At 43.8% G+C, this 20,459-nt stretch carries 14 protein-coding genes and 1 other annotated feature; of the genes, 4 read left to right on the forward strand and 10 right to left on the reverse strand.

What is annotated here, in order from left to right; translation table 11 throughout:
• Window positions 1-62 precede the first annotated feature (62 nt).
• The 6 genes from N288_RS17700 to N288_RS17725 all read right to left on the reverse strand — a co-directional run bounded on the left by N288_RS17700 (window position 63) and on the right by N288_RS17725 (window position 7,635).
• On the reverse strand, window positions 63-1,268 hold the full coding sequence (locus N288_RS17700; protein WP_009796082.1) for a type II secretion system F family protein: 1,206 nt from the start codon (window positions 1,266-1,268) through the stop codon (window positions 63-65).
• Window position 1,269: 1 nt separating this feature from the next.
• Window positions 1,270-2,310, reverse strand: a complete 1,041-nt coding sequence (locus N288_RS17705) for a type IV pilus twitching motility protein PilT (RefSeq protein ID WP_009796081.1) — start codon at window positions 2,308-2,310, stop codon at window positions 1,270-1,272.
• 10 nt (window positions 2,311-2,320) lie between these two features.
• A complete protein-coding gene (locus N288_RS17710; protein ID WP_009796080.1) occupies window positions 2,321-3,982 on the reverse strand; it encodes a GspE/PulE family protein in 1,662 nt (553 codons plus the stop codon).
• A 21-nt stretch (window positions 3,983-4,003) separates the two neighbouring features.
• Window positions 4,004-5,401 (reverse strand): G5 domain-containing protein, encoded by a 1,398-nt coding sequence (locus N288_RS17715; RefSeq protein ID WP_009796079.1) that lies wholly within the window; start codon window positions 5,399-5,401, stop codon window positions 4,004-4,006.
• Between the two features lie 17 nt (window positions 5,402-5,418).
• The gene (locus tag N288_RS17720) at window positions 5,419-6,171 is read right to left on the reverse strand and encodes a PRC-barrel domain-containing protein (protein ID WP_009796078.1); all 753 of its coding nucleotides are present in this window, start codon (window positions 6,169-6,171) and stop codon (window positions 5,419-5,421) included.
• 78 nt (window positions 6,172-6,249) lie between these two features.
• On the reverse strand, window positions 6,250-7,635 hold the full coding sequence (locus tag N288_RS17725; protein WP_009796077.1) for a hypothetical protein: 1,386 nt from the start codon (window positions 7,633-7,635) through the stop codon (window positions 6,250-6,252).
• Between the two features lie 147 nt (window positions 7,636-7,782).
• Here N288_RS17725 and N288_RS17730 point away from each other — a divergent pair, with 147 nt between their 5' ends.
• Genes N288_RS17730 through N288_RS17740 form a run of 3 tightly spaced genes read left to right on the forward strand, consistent with a single transcriptional unit; the run spans window position 7,783 to window position 10,832 of the window.
• On the forward strand, window positions 7,783-8,283 hold the full coding sequence (locus N288_RS17730; protein WP_009796075.1) for a type IV pilus modification PilV family protein: 501 nt from the start codon (window positions 7,783-7,785) through the stop codon (window positions 8,281-8,283).
• The gene (locus N288_RS17735; protein WP_009796074.1) at window positions 8,267-8,851 is read left to right on the forward strand and encodes a PilW family protein; all 585 of its coding nucleotides are present in this window, start codon (window positions 8,267-8,269) and stop codon (window positions 8,849-8,851) included. Before N288_RS17730 ends, N288_RS17735 begins: the two co-directional genes overlap by 17 nt.
• Window positions 8,844-10,832, forward strand: coding sequence for a hypothetical protein (locus N288_RS17740; protein WP_009796073.1), 1,989 nt, complete (start codon window positions 8,844-8,846; stop codon window positions 10,830-10,832). The genes N288_RS17735 and N288_RS17740 overlap by 8 nt, the downstream gene beginning before the upstream one ends.
• Window positions 10,833-10,897: 65 nt before the next feature.
• On the opposite strand, the gene N288_RS17745 is transcribed toward N288_RS17740, so the two are convergent.
• The 4 genes from N288_RS17745 to N288_RS17760 form a co-directional block, all read right to left on the reverse strand.
• A complete protein-coding gene (locus N288_RS17745; RefSeq protein WP_009796072.1) occupies window positions 10,898-13,720 on the reverse strand; it encodes a VWA domain-containing protein in 2,823 nt (940 codons plus the stop codon).
• Window positions 13,721-13,914: 194 nt separating this feature from the next.
• Window positions 13,915-15,630 carry a sensor domain-containing diguanylate cyclase gene (locus N288_RS17750; protein ID WP_022544238.1) on the reverse strand — a complete coding sequence of 572 codons (1,716 nt, stop codon included), beginning with the start codon at window positions 15,628-15,630 and terminating at the stop codon, window positions 13,915-13,917.
• Window positions 15,631-15,757: 127 nt separating this feature from the next.
• Window positions 15,758-17,071 carry a bifunctional folylpolyglutamate synthase/dihydrofolate synthase gene (locus N288_RS17755; RefSeq protein WP_022544239.1) on the reverse strand — a complete coding sequence of 438 codons (1,314 nt, stop codon included), beginning with the start codon at window positions 17,069-17,071 and terminating at the stop codon, window positions 15,758-15,760.
• A 78-nt stretch (window positions 17,072-17,149) separates the two neighbouring features.
• Window positions 17,150-19,792, reverse strand: a complete 2,643-nt coding sequence (locus tag N288_RS17760; protein WP_009796069.1) for a valine--tRNA ligase — start codon at window positions 19,790-19,792, stop codon at window positions 17,150-17,152.
• Between the two features lie 71 nt (window positions 19,793-19,863).
• Window positions 19,864-20,101 (reverse strand) — a binding site (T-box leader).
• Window positions 20,102-20,265: 164 nt separating this feature from the next.
• Here N288_RS17760 and N288_RS17765 point away from each other — a divergent pair.
• Entirely contained in the window at window positions 20,266-20,457 is a 192-nt protein-coding gene (locus N288_RS17765; protein ID WP_009796068.1) for a hypothetical protein, read from the forward strand.
• The last annotated feature ends 2 nt before the right edge of the window (window positions 20,458-20,459 follow it).

Below are 20,459 nucleotides of genomic sequence, written 5' to 3' on the forward strand. Positions count from 1 at the left end.
ATTATACTAGATTCTGCAAATAACAAAAGTCGAAAATGTTAATTTCTTGCAAAATTTTGTTGTCAGCCGACATGGTTGAATATTTCAAACATCGGCACCATGATGGACGTTACAATTGTTCCGACAATACCGGCTAAAAAAACAATCATAAGCGGTTCTATCAATGATTTTAGGCGGTCGGTGGTGCTCTCTACTTCTTTTTCATAGAAATCTGCAACCTTTGAAAGCATTTCGTCAAGTGATCCGGATTCTTCACCGATAGCGATCATCTGTGAGACCAGCGGCGGGAAGACCCAATGTTTGCGCATCGGTTCTGTAAGGGATTTCCCTTGTTCCAGGGATGTCCGGGATTTTTGAAGGACCTTTGCCACCACTTCATTTTCGACTATGTTCTCAACAATACTTATAGCCTGGAGGATAGGGACCGAGCTTGCAAAAAGCGAACTGAGTGTTCTGGTCATCCTGGCCAATGCAGCCTTCTGGAGCATTTTGCCGAAGATAGGGAGCCTGAGCAGGAAATAATCAAAATAGTATTTCGTATTCTTGTTATTCCTGATAACCGAAACCCCAATAAAGACCGACACAAACATTAGTATGACTAGCCACCAGTATTTCTGCATAAATTCGCTGGAATTGAGAACGAATTGCGTGATGGCCGGCAGTTCTCCCCCAAAGTCCTGGAACATCTCCACAAACGTCGGGACAACACTTACTAGCAGAAATATGACAACTGCAACTGCTATAATGCCGACTGCAATAGGATAGGCAAGGGCGGATATGATCTTCTGCTTTGTAAAATGCTGCTTTTCATAATGAACTGCCAGCCTCTCCAGGGTATCATCCATGTTTCCGCCTGCTTCGCCTGCTTTAATCATATTGACAAACATACTGGTGAAAACCTTTTTGTGCTTTGCAGCGGCATCAGATAAAGAATTCCCCTCTCTTAAATCCTGCTCGACAGCAGCAAGCGCTTTTTTGAGTGCCTTGCTTTCTGTTTGCTGAGAGAGTATGCCGGTTGCATCCACGACCGTGACTCCTGCCCTGAGTAAAGTGGCGAATTGTCTTAAATAAATGACAAAGTCCTGGAGCTTAACCGGATTGCCGATTGATATCTCTTTAGTCAGCAATGTTTCAGGTATTTCATTAAGATCGAGAATCCTGATACCTGATTCTTTCAACTGAAGCATCGCTTCCCTCTTTGAAGCAGCTGTTACAATCCCTGACTTCTTCCCTTTTAAGTCGCGGCCGCTGTATTTATACCGAGCCATTTCAATTCACCTTTTCCAAAAGATAAGGCATTGCTGCCTCTTTCGAAACCTGGCCTGTCTGGACAAGTTCCTTGATGCTCGTGTCCAGTGTATGCATGCCATGAGCTTTTGAGGTCTGCATGATACTGGTAATCTGGTGTACTTTTTCATTGCGGATGAGGTTTGCTACGGCTGAATTATTAATTAATATTTCTGTCGCCGCTTTCCTGCCTCTGTTATCTGCCAGCGGAAATAACCGCTGCGAAACGATGGAGACGAGAACAGAGGCAAGCTGGATTCTGATCTGTGCCTGCTGGGAAGGCGGGAAAACATCGATAATCCGGTTGATCGTGGCAGGTGCACTCGAAGTATGAAGAGTACCGAGGACAAGATGTCCGGTTTCCGCCGCAGTGATTGCCGTTTGTATCGTTTCCAGATCCCTCATCTCCCCGACCATGATAACATCGGGATCCTGGCGCAATGCAGCCCGAAGTCCATTTGCAAAATTGCTGGTATCCAGGCCGACTTCACGCTGGTCGATGATGCAGTTGCCATGTTTATGGAGGTACTCGATTGGATCCTCTAACGTAATAACATGTTTTCTCATCGTCTTGTTCATAAAATCAACCATCGAAGCCAGAGTAGTTGATTTGCCGCTCCCGGTCGGCCCTGTCACAAGGACGAGGCCTTGTGGCTTGCCGGCCACTTTTTTCAGGACAGGCGGAAGATCGAGTTCATCGAGGGCTGGAATTTTCGTCGGCACAACCCTCACTGCAAGTGCAATGCAGGAACGCTGATGATAGGCATTAACGCGAAATCTGGAAACACCCTGCACACCATACGAGAAGTCCAGCTCTCCCTTTTCTTTGAATCTCTCCCACATATGGGGAGGAATCATCTCTTTTGCCATTGCCTCTGTATGTGCAGGGAGCATGGATTCTTTTCCATACCTCTTCATCTCGCCATTGATGCGAAAAATGGGGGGTACGCCGACTGTTATATGAATATCTGAAGCTTTCAGCTCAAAGCCTGCTTTCAGCAGAAGGTCCACTTTTTCTGTCATATCAGTTCTCCTAATCAGGAATCGCCACTCGAAGCACTTCTTCTGTTGTGGTGATTCCCTGTTTTACCTTAAGCAGCCCGTCATCTATCAGAAAAATAGTCTTACTTTTAAGGGCCAGCTCCCTAAGCCTGGAAAAGGACTCACCATTCATGATCACTCTCCGCATGCTATCGTCGATAACAAGCACCTCGTGGATCGCAATCCTGCCCTTGTAGCCGGTCATATTGCAGGAGGCGCAGCCCCGTCCCCTGACAATTGCTTCAATCTTCATGCCCCGCTTGGCAAAGATCTCTATCTCCCTTTTAGTCGGCTCCTGGGTTTCTGCACAATCACGGCACACTTTCCGGACAAGCCTCTGGGCAACAATCCCACTGAGCGAGGACGCCACCAGAAAGGGTTCAATCCCCATATCAAGGAGCCTTGTTATGCTTCCAAGGGAATCATTCGTGTGGAGGGTGCTAAGAACAAGGTGTCCGGTGAGCGAGGCCCTGATTGCCACCTCCGCAGTCTCTTTATCTCTTATTTCTCCGACCATTATGACATTCGGATCCTGACGCAGGATCGCACGCAGGCCCATGGCAAAGGTCATTCCTACGTTTGAGTTCACCTGGATCTGGTTGATTCCTTCCAGCTGATATTCAACAGGATCTTCAACTGTGATGATATTAACCTCTTCACTGTTGAGCCGGTTTAAAGCAGCATAAAGAGTGGAAGATTTCCCTGAACCGGTCGGACCGGTAATAAGGACGATTCCAGTCGGCTTCTCGATCATATCTGTAAAACGGTTTAGATTTACCTTATTGAATCCCAGTTTGTTAAGGTCATTCAGTGCACTTCCCAAATCCAGCAAACGCATAACGATTTTTTCACCATAAACGGTTGGAAGTGTCGAAATCCGCAGATCGATAGGATGAAAGTCTAAATTCATCTTTATTCTGCCATCCTGAGGGACGCGATGCTCGGTAATATCAAGGTTGGCCATTATTTTTATTCTGGCAGTCAGGACACTTTGCATATGCTTTGGCAGTACCCGTTCCGTTCTGAGTACCCCGTCAATCCTATACCTTATGGCCACCTTTGTTTCCTGTGGGTCAATATGTACATCGCTGGCCTTTACCGCAGCCGCATTTGCCATTATCTGATTGACCAGCCGGACTATGGGAGAATCTTCATCCACAATCTTCTCTTCCTGAATTTCCCGCGATCCCTGCCCTGCATCCAGGAGTTCTTCAAAGCCTTCATCCATATCATAGTATTTATTGATGGCACGGATAATATCATCCTTTGTAGCAATTGCTGCTTCTATATGAAAACCTGTTGATAGTCTAAGATCGTCAATGGTATAGAAATCCATGGGATCAGCCATGGCAACATACAGTTTTTCTCCATCCTTTTTTAATGGAAGGATCAGATTCCGCTTGGCCATATCTTTAGAAACAATACTGAACAGCTTTGTGTCAAAGGGATACCTAAAGAGGCTGACATGCGGTATACCCAGCTGGAACTCCAGTACTTCAATCAGCTGCTGTTCAGTAATATAACCTCTTTGAAGAAGGGCATCGCCAAGCCGCTGGTCCCTATGTTTTTCTGCCAGGGCAAGCTGAAGCTGTTCTTCAGTGATTAAACCGGATTCTACCAGCAAATCCCCTAAGCGCTTTCGGGTCTGTTTCATTGGCCATTCCCCTTTCCGCCATTATTTAGGCTCTTCATTCGGCTTGCCCCAAAGGCTCCCATCATTATCCTCATTATCTGAGGTGCTGCTGCCATCAGCTGTTTGAGTTCCTTTTTCCATATCCCCTGCTGCGTTTTCCTGTTTGTCGTCTTCCAGTGAACCGCTCTCATCTGTACCGTCAGTATTTTCTTCCTGCACTGGTGAAGTCCCTATGTCCCCAGGTACAGCATCAACTTGAGGTGCACTGGTTTCCGGACTGATTAAAGATTCCTTGATTGTAAGACTATGAACCTCAACTTTATGAACCGGAGGATAATAGTCTTCGGAAATGAGCTCAGATTTTAAAAGCGCTCCCTTTTCGTCGATCGTATCACGGTAGACCTTGACCAAAAGGCCTTCCTCTCCTTCAACAACTGTTTTTTTCTCCCCAAATTTCAATTTTGCATCAAACTGAACAACAGTTTTGGGCTTAAAGGTTTCTTTGTCTTTTAATTTGACATCATAGGAGTACATATACTCCTGGCCGGTCAATGCTACATAAAATAAATCATCGCTATAAGAAAATTTAAGCTTGTATGACTGGTCATTAGGGTTAAGGAATATCAGATCCATATTTTTGTTTTTATCAGTCCTGGCTTCAAAGCCGGCTTCCGTGAAAGAAGGGAGGGCGCGGCCGATATGCCGTTCTGCAATAGTAAAATTACTGGACAGGACAGCTCTATAGATGAGCGATGAAATGATACTCAAGGACCGTTCATTATAAACTATATTATTTTCTTTCAGGATCCCTAATATCGATATTCTGCTTTGAGGATCTATTTCAATGGAAGGAAATCTTTCAGCCCAGTCTGCAAGATCTTTTGAAGCTTCCTGATAGGTTATTGACGCTTCAGAAATAACCACTTCACTTTCGGAAACCGGCAGATATGTATCCAGCTTGATCATATGGCTGCCATCTTCGAGGACTGCAGCATACATTCTCAAGTCGGATATTAAACGTGATAAATCCAACTTCCCATCCACCAATTCAGCGGAAATCCCTTGCAGTAATTCCGTGAGAAGATTGTCGTCAACCGATGTAATGATCTGATTGTCACTTTTATCAACTGCAGCCCTTACCGACTCATCCATCTCAAACAAGAAGATATCAAGCGGAATACTTTTTTCTTTTTCTTTATATCGGAAGGTTAGCTGGGTATTTTCCCTCCAAACTTCCTGCCCGCTTGAAATCTTCAAAAGGGCGTCATCATGAGTTAACCCGCTTACATCCACATTTCCGATCCTTGTCCCAGACCCGAATATTTCATCTGAAGAAAATACATTTACATAGGCAGAGGCTCCAATCTTCGAAAACGAGAGAATGAAGGCTGTACTGATTCCCAGTACGAGAAAAAGCTTTAAAAATTGAGCTTTATTCATGCCAGGCGCCCTCCTTATTAAGCTTCAACATTCATTGACAACTCAACGACTACATTAGGCCCTTCTGTCTGGGCCTGTTCAATGATTGCTCTCGTAAGGAGAGTCCCGTTCGGAATTAATACGGTTCCATTTTGCCCCCATATGTCTGCAGTTACTTTTTTTCCGTTCAGAAGTTCAATCTGCCTTTCCTTAAGTGTCTCTATATCCGATTCTTCTTCCAATGCCATATCAGTAATGAATGCTTCATTTTCTTTCAATTGCTTATTCTGAGGGTCCAGCAATGAGATATCATTTAGGAAGCCATCTGCAGCATCCTCTTTAACAATAAGGATATCTTTCCCGTAAGTTAAAACATATTCAGAAGGCAAAGCCTCTTCATTGCTTCCCGATTTCATCTCCATGCCAAGGATATTGCCTGTTTCATCGTCAATATAGTATTCAATTGCTTCTCCAATCAGTTCTCCCTTTCGGGTCATTACTTTAGTGCTGATAATTTTGATTTTTTTGTTCACCAGCTGGTTGGCAATTGGAATTTCGTTTAGATCGATTACAGCATTGTCACTCTCCACAGTAACTGCATATTCACCAATCCCCACTACTTTTTTAAAAGGGATCGCCTTGACACTTACCTGCCAATCCTCATGTTCAATTGTCAAAAAGTCTACAGACCCTTTTTCCGGATTTATCACTAATGTTTTCACTTTACCGACCTGCTGACCGTCCGAAATGCTAATAATGGGAAGACCGGTAATCTGCGAACTGTTTTTCATAAAAGTCACCACACCTATATTAAAGTTTCGTTACACACATAACAGTAATATTACATTATATCCTTATTTTTTATCAGTCTAATTATAAAAATATTTATTTTGTAAAAATTGGATTTCCTGCCGGATAATTGGATGTTTTGAATACTTCCCTTCAAGTTCTCCCAGTAGCCTCTTTAATTTAGCAGTTTCCTTAAATGACAGATAATGCTGAATCAAGATGGTGGCAAAGGTATAGTATTCAGCCGGCTGAAGATTTGAAATCATGCATTTTTTAAGCATTGCCTCATAATCATTGGCTGACATAGTCATCTTCATGGCTTTCAACTGGTCGACCGCAGTCTGCAGTACCTGATGGCGGAGCATTCTATTAGAAGAATTTTGCCCTTCTGCAGATGCCTGAATATCCAGCTCTCCTGTATTGGTTAAAGTGTTTTTGGTTGCATCATCAAAATAGTAGCCATATCCATTTTCAGTGTCATCAGAAAGAGCAGAACGGTCTAATTCAATAGATGCCTGGATGCTGATATCATAGATTGAATCAATATTTTCTTGAGTTGCATTTCCTTTATCCCCATTTGTTTGAGAATCCCGGTTTTCAGAGTCATCCAAAAATTCCAGCTCGCCCCAGGCTACCTCTGAGCTTTCTTGTTCTTGTTCTTGTTCAGGCTTTAGAACTTGTTCTTCAATTTGATCTGGTTCAGATTCTTGATCTGGCAAATCCAGCATTTTTTCTATGTCTGCCAAGTAATAATATTCGTCACTTCTTTGTATTTCATCTAAATCCTGCAGATCCAATTCCTCTGATCCGGCCAGCTTCGGGATGTTTCCTGGCAAATCCCCTTCACTTCCAGCTTCTTCCTCATTTTCAGTGAATAAGGTTTCCCCGTCTTGCTGAACTGGCTCTATGTCATCAGACTCTTCCAAATAAGAAATTGTTTCGATATCGCTTAAGATTCCAACCTCGTCATCCTCTGCTGACTCTCTGATCAGGAAGTTTTCCAAGTCATCCACCATTTCCAGCGAAGCATCTGCCTTCTCTTGGGAATTTCCAGTTAACTCTGCATTGTACTCATCAGGAACTCCGGAAGACGGAAGACTTTCCGTATAAATGTTAACGGTATCGCTGCTGTATGCTTCATCCCCGCTGAAATCTGTTTCTTTATCTTTAAATTGACTATGCTGCATTGAATTCGTCCGCTCTTCGATGCCTGCTGACTCTGCCGCAAAAAATAATCCTGTCATTCTGGTTCCAAAGATATAAGCACAGACCATTATGAACAGCAAGATAAGAATAGCATTCTGCCAAAGAAGAAATGCATCCTGGGCAGCCAGTGCAAGGCCTGCTGCGCATAAGGAAGCAGCCACCGATATAATCTTCCCTTTTCTGCTTATGCCAAGCGGCAGGAAATACAAGATAGGAACAAGCAAAACAAGTGAACATAACGCAAATATATAATTGCTCATATCATCCACACCCCCCCTAAGTGGTAAAATAGGCTTATTTGCCATATCTAGAAAATGAAAGAGAAGTATCATTTTTCGACCTATAAAGACAAATATAACTACAAAATATTGTATAATAAGATAAGAAAGAAAGAAAGAAGGGTCTAAATGAAACTTAAAAAAATTTATAATAGTTCAAAAGGCCTTACTTTAATAGAGGTTTTATTATCTCTTGCGATCCTGAGCATTATCCTGTTAGGTTCTATGAAATTTTTTACACAAGCTTATACTTATACCAGCGGAAGCCAAAATAAAACAGCTGCTGTTAACGTTGCCAGAAATGCACTAATGTTCATCGAAAATGAGAGTTTTATAGAAGTAAGAAAAAAATTTCTGGAAGACAATCTGTCTGGCCTGTCCCTTTACATATGCAATAACAGCTATATAGCCGATTGGCATGGTGATAGGTCTGAATTTCCGGCCGGCTGCAGAAAAGACAAGATTACCGTCAACAATATTCCGTTTGACGTTACGATCAGAAAAGGAAAGGATTATAGCAAATTTTCCTCATCCTTTATCCCTCTGGAAGCTTCTGTTAAGTGGGAAAACCAGGGAAAAACCGAAGAAACAAAAATTGAAGGGGCTATAAAAAGTGAAGATCTTCGATAATAAAGGTGTTACCTTATATGAACTTCTTGCCGCAATGGCCATTACCATGATTATTTTGCCAGTCATTTATGGGGTCTTCACTTCCGGTGTTAAGCTTTATAACAAAATACAGGTGGAAGGCCAGCTAAGGGATGATGCTGATTATGCAGCGACCATGATCATGAACACCTTTTATTCTTTTCCATTTGACTATGTAAAAGACTGCGGCCCCAATTGCCTTGAACTGGTTGACTCCAGGCATACTTCCGTTGAAAAAGTTGAAGACAGCAGCTTTTATTCAGTTAATAAGAATGAAGAAAATGAACAGCTGACTTCTCTTCAAATAAAATTGACCGATAAAAGCAGTGATAGTCAGGCTAGTGCAATTGAAATTAATAATTCCAAGCTAGATGTTTCTGCCGATTTTTCAAATTCAGAAATCAGATTTGCCTGCAGCAGTTCAGTAAGCGGGGACTGCCAAAGTTTTATGATCAGCTTAAATTTGATCCTGGCTGATGAACGGCTCGACGATAAGTTGTACTTAGACAGCAAATTCGGCTTTACTGTAGGAGGCACTCCTAATGAATAATGAGCGGGGCAATACCCTGATTACCGTCATGCTTGTTTCTTTGATATTTACGGTCCTTGGCCTGAGTATTCTTGCCTCCTCCATCGGCAGTGTCAAAAGAACAGAAACAAGAGAATCAGACTTAGATGTGACTTACGATTCCATAAAAGTGCTGGAAACTATGACAGCTGATTTATCGGGAAAACTGTCTTCATTGCCGCTGGATTATTATATGGATTTTGAAAATAATAAGGTAAAAGGTTCCTATAATACTGATATAAGAAATCTGCTTTCGTCTCTGCTGTCAGATACAAAGAAAAATTCCAGCTCTTCCTTTGAATGCATTAATATTATTGATGTCAGCAGCGGACCTCCTGCTGCTGTTGATCCGTCTTCTTCCTGTGGAAGGCAGCTGGAACGAGACACGATTTTTACCCTTGATACAGATAAGGACTTTACCAGAGTTCTTGATTTTGTTTTAGTAACGAAGAATCCGGCAGAAACAGAAGGTAAGGTTGCACGAACAGTAAAAAAGAGGATCATTCTGTCTCCCCTGCCCAGCTTTTTAAAATATGCAGTCGGGTCAGAGGCTGATGAAGAGGACTCGGGACTTTTCTTGAACGGCTCTCCAAATATAGCTGGAAACACTTTTGCCAACAGACTTGCAATAGATGAGGATGCTCATTATATTTACCGGAATGGTGAGGAAAAAACAGTAAGCACACCGAAGCCTTCTCTAATGGGCGACTTATACAGCAGTACTTCTCATTTGCTGCCTGTTGTATCGGAAAGCAAAAATTTTTATAGGGGGCAAGCTCCCCCGTTAAAACACGACAGTCAATTTTTTAATATAAACTTTGACAAAACGATGAATCAAAGGATAGCTGCCCTGCAGAGAGAGGCTAAACTCGATGTCAGGATGCCTGATGATACGGAGAAATTAAAAGATATTATAAGTTTAGGCATCAAAAAGTTAGCAGGAACCTCCTATCAAATTAACCCGGAGGGCTATGTAAAAAGAATTGAAAATGCTGAAAGCCAGACATCTTTGACTAGCAAAGATGTCATCCCTCTGGCGGAAGGATATGTTATAGACAGCGGCGATGAGAAAATTGATATAAAGACAGATACAAAAGTGAATGGCGATCTTGTGATAATGAGCACCCAATTTCCAATAGATATGGATAGCACAATCATTGTAAATGGTGATTTATATATAATGAGCTATAAGGATATTATCCTATCCAAAAATATTTATGTAACCGGAAAAACTGTGATTTTAAATTATGGAGGAAAAATTGCTCTTAGCGGAGATCTACTCTCTGCTGATTCAATTTCTGCAGAGTCTTACAATGGCGCTTCTCTTATTATGAATGGGAATATAATGACCGGGACCAGCCTTACTCTTCGCCCTAATGAAACTTCAATTATTATTAACAGGGATATTATTACAGGTGAACATCTTACCATTAATGGCAATGAAACAGATGGTTCAATCGAAGATGACGCCGTTGCCTTTGATTCAGTCGTCTACGCTGGGGGTAAGGCTTCTATATCCAATGCCAATATTTTAGGATCGACGGATGATAAAGGGAATGAACAGCAGATTATTTTAATGGCAAAAGATGATCTGCTGATAACCCGGATAGATGAATTCAATAAATACAGCTCTTTGGATGAAGATGGAGAGCCTTATTTGCCAAAGAAGTTTGACAAGAATATCACTCCGCTGAAAGGATTCTTCTATACAGAAAGGGAAGCAACCCTATATGGAGTCGGGTCACTCTTCTATATACATGGCGGTGTTTTTGCGAAGCAAAAACTAACGATTAATGCAGTCCGTGGTGTGACTGAAAGTATAGATGATCTGCCTAAGTTACAGGAGGGAAAACTTTCCCGTTTTGTTGTTAAATATGATCAGGAAGTATTGCTGAAGCGGATTGAGACTCTTCCTATAATGGAGCAGCTGCAAATATTTTCGGATGAATTGCTTGTATATTAATTAGCATTCCTATAGCAAAATCAAATGACAAATCAAAAAGGTGCTGAATATCAGCACCTTTTTGATTACCATCTGCCTTCACCTGAAGCTCCATTATCTCCGCCTACTTGTTTATCACTCACTTCAAACAGTGCCGAAGCTTTTGGCTTGGATTTGTCCCGCTGCTCTTCTGCCTCAGCAGTAACAGTTGAATAGCCCACCTTCTCAGCCACCAGATAATACTTTCCATTTTCTTTTTTTACAGCAACACACCCTGGAACTGTAGAAGCCACTTGAACGATTTCTTTGTTGGTGGCGTTGTCCGGATTAAAAATAAGCACTGATTCAATCGCGATCTTTTCATTAAGATTCAATTTAAATACCGGCTTTTTAAACTTAATTTCCTCAAGACCGATATAAGGGTCCTTTACTATGATCCTGACTCTCGATTCCAATTTTGAACCATCGGTAGTCTTGACGATAAGCTCAGTTATACCAGGCGTTCTGCCATTAATTGAATTGCCATTTACTATTGCAGCTATATCAGTATTGGAAACTGTAATATTGAGATTTTTATTGGTTGCATCCGCCGGCAGTATTACTAATTGGAATGCGGCAGTCTGGCCTACCTCCACTTCAATCGGATCCGGTGAAACGCTGATTGATTCTATTCTTTTCTCAATTGTCAGTGATTTTGTAACTGGCTGATCAGTAGCAGAGAATCCGCCAATCGCTTTAATCATAATCGTGTTTTCCCCAGGCTCTGTCAGAGGGATTTCTTCATCTGGTGAGAACTCCTTCCATTCGGTTGTGCCTTTTTCGTTTATAATCTTGTAAAAATATTTAACTCCCTGTCCTGCCACCAGCTTTGTCAGTTTAACATTGACATGTTCATTTGCCTTTTCGCTGCTGTTATAAGACTTGCCTGTGTCCACACCTGTCATTTCATAATCAAGTACCAGATAAATTGTAGCCTTGCTCCCATCACTGTATATAACTTCAATTGATTTATTGTTATCAGTAAAACGCATATCCATGATCGGCTTATTGAGCAGCCCGTGATCATTTGGGAATCCAGTCTGCGCCAGCTTTTTCCCATTGTCGCTAAGATCGATTTTGCTGATGATGCCTGCTGCATCACCATCATACGCCTGCTGCTTTGTCGTGTCCTTCAGCCTGACTTTCATATTGATGACCTGGCTGGAGGCGGCGATTGTTGTATCGTACTCTTTTCCGAAACGACTGTCCTTATAATATAATTTAGCAGCAGGCATTTTAACATTGCTGAGTGCCCACTCACCCTTAACCTTGAAAGATGCTGTCACCTGTTCCGGATTGAAGCGTCCGTTACTGTAGCTAATCGTTTTGCCCAACGTTAAGATAACTTCATCTTTACCCTCTGATTTTTCCGCTCCTGGGGAACTTACCAGTGAGAGACCTTTAGGAAGCGGTTGAACGATCTTCAGGTCGGTTAAAGAACCCTTCACCGTATTATTCACTAGGCCAAACGGATTGATCGTGTACTGCACCTCAAACTCATTCGTTTCTTCCGCTGACCCGCTAATCTTAATAAGGTTATCAGGAGTGTTGATGGTTCCGTTTAAATTCATTGTGCCCCTGAAGCCAGGAGGCGCATCCTCTTTAACCTCAATTGTAACCGGACTGTGAGGCTTGGTTATTTTAAGCCCGTTCAAATTTGTATAAACCATGCTGATATTATCAAAAGTATAAATACCCAGATCTTTAAAACTTAGCGGAAGGTTTAAATCTATAGGCTGTGATGCATTCTGGTTTATTGGATAAGGGAGATTGAACTTGATGCTGGCGAAGCCGTTTTCATCAATTCTTGCTCCGGTGCCTTCAATCAAACTTACCTTACTGCTGTATTTCTTCAAATCTACCTTTATCTCCCCGCTTATTGATGGTGTATCCATATCAGCAGATATATCACGGAAAATAGATGAGATATTTTCCTGAGTGGCCTGCCGTGCAGTTACCCCGGTAGTAGAGGACAATTCTCGCAAGTAGCCCATATCAAGTTCTGTGTTGCTGCCGAATCCGATTGAAAAAAGTTTGATATCCTTCATGGCAAGTTTTTGAGCCATGCTTAATCCGTGCTTTTTTATAGCTGATTTTGTTTCAGCAAGATCAAAATCCTGTTTGTATGTGTGTCCGTTAGTCTTATGATAAACAGAAAACCCTTGATTATAAACCTCATAATTCATTACTACATTCCCAGTGATTTTTTTTCCTGTATCCCAGCAAACTATAAAGCAAGCTCTCTCATTATAGGTAGTTCTTTCAATGACTTTTGAAAACGTCGGCTCACCATCCGTCATAAATAATACATATTTATTATTAGTGCTATTACCAAACATGCCTAGAGCAGCGTCCAGAGATTGCGTATAGTTTGTTCCTCCAAGTGCCGATAGGCTATTTGAATTGGAGTTGATCAGGTTGAGGCTGGCCATATTATTTTCTGGAGCAAAGTTAACAACCTTCCCTGTTTCAACATCATCATCGAACGGCACAAAGCCAAACCGGTCATTCGGCCCTGCATTTTCCTTGAAAAAGTTCACAGCTGCCGTCATGGCATCTTTGGCACTCTGAAACTTTTGCGGATTCTTGCCAGAGTCATTCATCGACCCCGATTTATCAAAAACAAACACTACATCAATCGGGTCGCGGTTTGCGTTAGTGGCTTTGCCTTTTGGCGTCAGGTGGAAGTCGATGCTTCCCTCGGCATTGCTGTTCTGCGGTTTAACGATGACAGATTGCGATGCCTTTGCGCTAAAATCCACCCCCGCTTCTTCTGCTGCCAATATATCCTTTCCTGTATAGGAAAGCATAAGGATCAGCAGCTGCAGCATCAGGATGGCAGATATAGCTCTGCTATACTTCCTCATCATGTTCCCCCTTTCTCATTTTCCTCTATATAAAACTCTCAGATGTCAACTGTGTCATTTTTACTATTATTATACCAATTTACCTATAGATTCCAAAGCTTTATCTTGCGGAATTTATCATATTTTGCAGTTTGATTCTTCATAACAGGAACTGCCAGAAAACAACAAAATAAAAAAATCCCCAACAGGGGATTTTCCTATTTCACATACTCCGCCACCCGATTCCTCCCTGCTCTTTTCGCGCCTACATACAAAGCGCGGTCGGCATGGCGGATAAGGGCGAGCGGATCATCTGCATCCACTGGTGCAGATGCAACGCCAATAGAGGCAGTGATGCTGACTGAGAGCCTGGAGCCGTCGCCGTCCATATGCTGGGTGATGGTAAAAGGCTGGGTGGCGATGGCAAGGCGGATGACTTCGGCAAGCTCAAGAGCCTCCTGCTTTTCCGCGTCAGGAAGCAGGACAACAAACTCCTCTCCGCCATATCGCGCTACAGTTCCGTATGGCTCTGTGAGCAAGGATAGCCTTTCTGCCAGTTCGATCAGGATCTCATTCCCGCTCTGGTGCCCAAAAGTATCGTTTACGCTTTTAAAGTGATCGATATCCAGGATGATGAGCGAAAGGACGCTCCGTTTTCCAGATTCCATCCTTATGAACTCTTCTCCAAGAAGCACGTCAAAATAGCGGTAATTATACAGCTTCGTCAATGCACAGCGTTCGCTGTTTTCCTTTGTTCTTTCATAGTTCCTTGCGTTTTCAATGGCGACTGCGAAGTGGGAACAAAGGATGTCCACAATCATCAGCTGATATTTTTCATAGGCCCTTTTCTTTCGGGAGGCGAGAAGGAGGACACCGACAACTTTGCTTGAGCGGGCGATGGGAACGCAGAGGACGCTTTCGACCTCCTTCGGCATATAGCCTTTGGCTGCTGTCTTCCATTCTTTTTTCGTACTGAAAAGGGCAGCTTTCCCTGTAGCCCATACAAGCCCGCTGATGCCCTCATTTCTGCGCAGCGGGAGTGCTGACGGTGTGGTCCGCTCTCCATCCTCCACCTGATAAAGAAGCTTGAGCTCAGACTCATCGACCACATCAAGGATATAAGCATAGTCTACCGGCAGCATGCCGATCAGCTTTTCGATAAAAAGCTCCATCACTTCATTCCTGTTGAGGCGCTCAGCAAGCTGATGGCCGATTTCGGCTGCTTTGTGCAGATAATCGTTCACCTTTTCGCTGGAATTATAGAGTCCCAGGATAATAGACAGGCTGGCAAAAGGTACGCCTACAAACAGGATGGATAATAGCCCCACTTCACGATAGAGGATATAGAGCATGAATCCGACCGGCAGCGTCATGATCGATGTAAGCGACTCCCATATAAAATCCTTCCCGAAAAAATTCGTTTTCTGCTTATGCAGGAAAAAAAGGATCAGGGAAAGGACAAGCTGATTCACAACATAATAGACAATCGGATACAGGATGGACAGCCATAAGGAAGGGCCGTGCTCCATCAGGTCGGCTCCCTGCTTTCCGCCAAGGGAATAATAAAAAATCCCGCTTATGAAGGAAACCACAAAGAACATAAATGAATTGAGCGGAAACCTGTAAGACTGGCTTTTCGGAAGCCGGAGCTTCAGAAGGAGAAAGATGACTGAAGCCTGTACAAGAAGCATTTCGATAAAGATGCCGAAAGTCAAAAAAACGGCAAAAGCCACCCACTGCAGCATAAACACGGGCACGTTATTGATGATGATCGGCATGGATGATACAAAAAACATAAGCAGCATAAATGCCAGGACATCGACGTTCAAAGCTGCAGGCTGCGGAGGATAGAGGGTATAGGTTAGCCAGACTCCGGCAGGCACAGTCAGCGCCCAGATGATCCATATGTATTTTATCGCTCCCTGCTTAACCATAATCCCCATCCTTCCGCCTCAAAATACCCAAATATTTACAATATAGTAGAATAGTCACAAAATAAATATTATTGTATCAAATTTCCAAAAATTTGTCACTCTAATAATGCGCTGCTCTGCCAAAGCATCAACACCTTTTTCCAATCAGTGAATTCAGAAATGGTTTTGCGGCAGAGAGGAAATAGAGCGACCCTGTAATCACCAGAACATCAGCAGACTGCAGGTTCGACAATTCTGTCCTGATGGCCTCTTCCCAGCTGGCACAGGCCGTTTTATTTCTGGATATACTAAGGCCGGCAAGCATTTCAGCATCCGCCGCCCTTGGGAAATCAAATTGGGTAAATGTAATTCTATCGGCAGCTCCATCAAGGATTCTGATCATTTTGTCCAGCTTCTTGTCTGACAATGCTGCGAAGACAACTGCTATTTTTTTGCCATCATACCTTTTGCCCAGCTCATCTGCAAGAGCCATGATGCCTTCTTCATTATGGGCTCCGTCCATGAGAACGACAGGATTGTCAGAAAGGCGTTCAAGCCTGCCTGGCCAATAGGCTTCGGACAGACCTTTCCTAAGATCTTTTTCTTCTATCATAAAGGAGTAGTACTGGTTCAGGATTCCTGCGGCCGCAGCTGCAAGCGCGGCATTCCTTGTCTGATGAGATCCCAGCATGCTGATTTCAAGGTTCTTATATTCCCGGAAAATCGTGCTGACGGTAAACCTTTCACCATGGTCAGACGATTGATGATCACTGATTCCGATTTCGCTGCCAAGCCGGTACAGCTTCGCGTTCTTTTCTTTAGCTGTTTTTTTAATAACAGAAAGGGCTCCCTCTTGTGAAACAGCCGTCAAGGCAGGGACACCGCTTTTGATGATCCCCGCTTTTTCAAAGGCTATCTGTTCATAGGTGTCTCCAAGGATGGCTGTGTGGTCAAGGCCGATGCTGGTGATGATGGACAGAAGCGGATGGACGATATTGGTCGAATCAAACCTTCCTCCCAGGCCGACTTCAAACAGGGCGATATCAACCGGATTTACGTCGGCAAAATATCGGAAGGCCATTGCAGTAATAACTTCAAACTCAGTCGGTGCCCCAAGCTCCGTCTTTTCCAGCTCCTCGCTGAGCGGGTAAATATCATTAACAAGCCTGAGGATTTCTTCATCCTTCACAGGCTGGCCATTCAGGCTGATTCTTTCATTGAATTGTTCAAAATAAGGAGAGGTGAAGGTACCAGTCTTGAATCCGGCACTCACAAGGATGGAACGCAAATAGGCAACCGTTGATCCCTTCCCATTCGTTCCTCCGATATGTACACTCTTGAGCTTTCTCTCGGGATGGCCCAATTTTTCCATCATCCATTCCATCCGCTTTAGCCCTGGCTTGATTCCGAGGCGAAGGCGGGAGTGGATCCAGGATATTGCTTCTTCGTACGTTTGAAACATAAGTATCTGCCTCCATACATAGGAAACCATACGGAAAGACGAATCCTTCCTGGATCCGCCTTTTCCGTTATGGGTGGTTTACCCTTTTAGTTCATTTAAGCGAGCTTCTACAATCGCTCTCTTTTCAGTATAGTCCTTTTCTTTGGCGCGTTCTTCTTCAATGACCTTTTCAGGCGCTTTTTTAACAAAGCCTTCATTGGAGAGCTTCTTCTGTACACGCTCAACCTCTTTGTTCAGCTTATCCCACTCTTTTTTCAACCGGGCAATTTCTTCATCGATGTTGATGAGTCCCTCCAGCGGAAGGATGATCTCAGCTCCGGAAACGACTGCTGTCATTGCCTTATCAGGTGTTGCGGCAGCAGGGCTGATCTCAAGCTCTTCCGGATTGCAGAAGCGCTCAATATAAGCTTTATTGGCTGTGAGAGTAGCAAGAACATCGTCATCATTCGGCTTCAGAATCATCTTGATCTTCTTGCTCAATGGTGTATTCACTTCTGCACGGCTGTTCCGGACAGAACGGATGATTTCAACAAGCAGCTTCATATCGCCTGCTGCCTTTTTATCAGTGTATTCTTCTTTCACCTTCGGCCACTCAGCGATCGTGATTGATTCACCGCTGTGAGGAAGGTTCTGCCAGATTTCTTCTGTAATGAAAGGCATGAACGGGTGGAGAAGCCTCATGGTATTATCCAGTACATATGCAAGAATCGAACGGGTCGTTTTCTTTGCCGCTTCGTCTTCCCCATAAAGCGGAAGCTTCGCCATTTCAATATACCAGTCGCAGAAATCGTCCCAGATGAAGTTATAAAGCACACGGCCGACTTCACCGAATTCATAGCGGTCTGAAAGCCTTGTTACCGTTTCAATCGTTTCGTTCAGCCTTGTGAGGATCCATTTATCAGCTACTGATTTTTCTCCTGTTAAATCGATGTCTTCAAATTTCAGGCCAGCCATATTCATAAGGGCGAAGCGGGAGGCATTCCAAATTTTATTGGCGAAATTCCAAGTTGCTTCTACCTTTTCCATGCTGAAGCGCAAATCCTGTCCAGGCGAGCTTCCAGTCGACAGGAAGTAGCGGAGTGAATCGGCACCGTACTGGGCAATGACATCCATAGGATCTACTCCGTTGCCGAGTGATTTGCTCATTTTCCTGCCTTGCTCATCTCTTACCAGTCCGTGGATGAGTACATCCTTGAATGGGCGCTCTCCTGTAAACTCAAGGCCTTGGAAAATCATTCTGGATACCCAGAAGAAGATGATGTCATAGCCTGTTACAAGGCTTGCTGTCGGATAATAGCGCTTGAAATCAGGGTTTTCTTCATCCGGCCAGCCCATTGTAGAGAATGGCCATAGGGCGGAGCTGAACCAGGTATCAAGAACATCATTATCCTGGGTCCAATTCTCAGCATCAGCCGGAGGCTCGGAATCTACATACACCTCGCCTGTTTCCTTGTGATACCAGGCCGGGATGCGGTGGCCCCACCAGAGCTGCCTGGAGATGCACCAGTCGCGGATATTTTCCATCCAGCGGAGATATGTGTTTTCAAAGCGGTCCGGGATGAAGTTGACTTTATCTTCTTTCTGCTGCAGTGCTACCGCTTCGTCTGCCAGCGGCTGCATCTTGACGAACCATTGTGTGGACAAATATGGCTCAACCACAGCTCCGCTCCGCTCAGAATGGCCGACAGAATGCATATGCTCTTCAATTTTGAAAAGTACGCCGCTGTCCTGCAGGTCCTTCACGATCTGCTTGCGGCAGTCAAAGCGGTCGAGGCCGTTGTATTTGCCGGCATTTTCATTCATGGTTCCGTCCTCGTTCATGACAAGGATGCGCGGAAGATCGTGGCGGTTCCCGATTTCAAAATCGTTCGGGTCATGTGCAGGAGTGATTTTAACCGCACCAGATCCGAATTCCTTATCCACATAATCATCGGCAACAATCGGGATTTCACGGCCGGTAATCGGGAGGACAACATTTTTCCCTATCAGATGCTGATAGCGTTCGTCTTCAGGGTGAACCGCTACAGCTGTATCGCCAAGCATGGTCTCCGGACGGGTTGTGGCGACCTCAATGGATCCTGAACCGTCTGCAAGCGGGTAGTTCATATGATAAAAGGCGCCCTGGACATCCTGGTGAATTACTTCGATATCTGAGAGCGCAGTTTTTGTGGCTGGATCCCAGTTGATGATATATTCGCCGCGGTAAATCAGGCCTTTTTTATAAAGAGAGACAAAAACTTTATTAACCGCCTTGGAAAGCCCCTCATCCATTGTGAAGCGCTCGCGGCTGTAATCAAGTCCCAGGCCGAGCTTAGACCACTGCTGGCGGATATGGTCTGCATATTCTTCTTTCCATTTCCATGTTTCCTGGACAAATGCTTCGCGGCCGAGATCGTAGCGGGATTTTCCTTCGCTTTTCAGCTTCTGCTCGACTTTCGCCTGTGTTGCGATGCCGGCATGGTCCATGCCCGGAAGCCATAATACATCATAGCCCTGCATCCTCTTCATGCGGGTAAGGATATCCTGAAGCGTGGTATCCCAGGCATGGCCGAGGTGAAGCCTTCCTGTTACGTTCGGCGGCGGGATGACGATCGTATAAGGCTCTTTGCTTTGATCATCCTTCGCTTCAAAAAATTTGTTACCGATCCACCATTCATACCGTCCCTTTTCAATATTCTGGGGATCATACTTTGTTGGCATCGCCAATTCATTATTCTCCATTGTATTCCCTGCCTTCCTTGTATCTGTTAGTGTTGTGGGTACCTGAACAAATAAAAAACTCCATCCGTCAATAAAAGGACGAATGGAGCTGATTTCGCGGTACCACCTTTTTTCCGGGCAAGTAATGCAATCCTGCCAGGCGCTTAATCTGATAACGGTTTTCCCGTCTTTCGCTACTGTGAACACGTTCTGTTCGCGAAAGAAGCTCAAGGGCGACCTTCCAATGATTCTGCCTGGAAAACCTTTCAGCTTGGGGTTTTCCTCTCTTTAGGCAGCTTGCACTGTACTCTTCCCTGTCAATGCTTTTCTAATGATATTTATATATGATATAGTACCGAATTTCGCGGTTTATAGTCAATAAGTATCGGCAATATTTTTTAAAATCATACATCTGCCCGTACGATTCTAAAAAATAGGCACTTAACCTGGGGAAGGGACATAGAATGGTGTAAAAGAGATTAGGGGGAAAACAGATGAAAAGGAAATTCAATCCTTATACCCTGCCTCCATGGCTGAGGACCTTTAGAAGTGTTTGTGCCCAATTCATAATTCCCTTCTGTGTCTTTCAGGGAATACGGACCATTCTCATTCCTACGACCTTCGATGTTCTTTTGCTTTCAGTCTTTATCTTGCTGGCTCTGGCACTCCATCTTGAATTCATTTAGGA

This window comes from Bacillus infantis NRRL B-14911 (genome assembly GCF_000473245.1).
Lineage (GTDB): Bacteria > Bacillota > Bacilli > Bacillales > Cytobacillaceae > Bacillus_AB > Bacillus_AB infantis.

Excerpts from the sequence above, each read along its gene's own strand:
- N288_RS17700 (WP_009796082.1), bottom strand. The coding sequence starts at position 1,268 with ATGGCTCGGTATAAATACAGCGGCCGCGACTTAAAAGGGAAGAAGTCA.
- N288_RS17705 (WP_009796081.1), bottom strand. The coding sequence starts at position 2,310 with ATGACAGAAAAAGTGGACCTTCTGCTGAAAGCAGGCTTTGAGCTGAAA.
- N288_RS17710 (WP_009796080.1), bottom strand. The coding sequence starts at position 3,982 with ATGAAACAGACCCGAAAGCGCTTAGGGGATTTGCTGGTAGAATCCGGT.
- N288_RS17715 (WP_009796079.1), bottom strand. The coding sequence starts at position 5,401 with ATGAATAAAGCTCAATTTTTAAAGCTTTTTCTCGTACTGGGAATCAGT.
- N288_RS17720 (WP_009796078.1), bottom strand. The coding sequence starts at position 6,171 with ATGAAAAACAGTTCGCAGATTACCGGTCTTCCCATTATTAGCATTTCG.
- N288_RS17725 (WP_009796077.1), bottom strand. The coding sequence starts at position 7,635 with ATGAGCAATTATATATTTGCGTTATGTTCACTTGTTTTGCTTGTTCCT.
- N288_RS17730 (WP_009796075.1), top strand. The coding sequence starts at position 7,783 with ATGAAACTTAAAAAAATTTATAATAGTTCAAAAGGCCTTACTTTAATA.
- N288_RS17740 (WP_009796073.1), top strand. The coding sequence starts at position 8,844 with ATGAATAATGAGCGGGGCAATACCCTGATTACCGTCATGCTTGTTTCT.
- N288_RS17745 (WP_009796072.1), bottom strand. The coding sequence starts at position 13,720 with ATGATGAGGAAGTATAGCAGAGCTATATCTGCCATCCTGATGCTGCAG.
- N288_RS17750 (WP_022544238.1), bottom strand. The coding sequence starts at position 15,630 with ATGGTTAAGCAGGGAGCGATAAAATACATATGGATCATCTGGGCGCTG.
- N288_RS17755 (WP_022544239.1), bottom strand. The coding sequence starts at position 17,071 with ATGTTTCAAACGTACGAAGAAGCAATATCCTGGATCCACTCCCGCCTT.
- N288_RS17760 (WP_009796069.1), bottom strand. The coding sequence starts at position 19,792 with ATGGAGAATAATGAATTGGCGATGCCAACAAAGTATGATCCCCAGAAT.
- N288_RS17765 (WP_009796068.1), top strand. The coding sequence starts at position 20,266 with ATGAAAAGGAAATTCAATCCTTATACCCTGCCTCCATGGCTGAGGACC.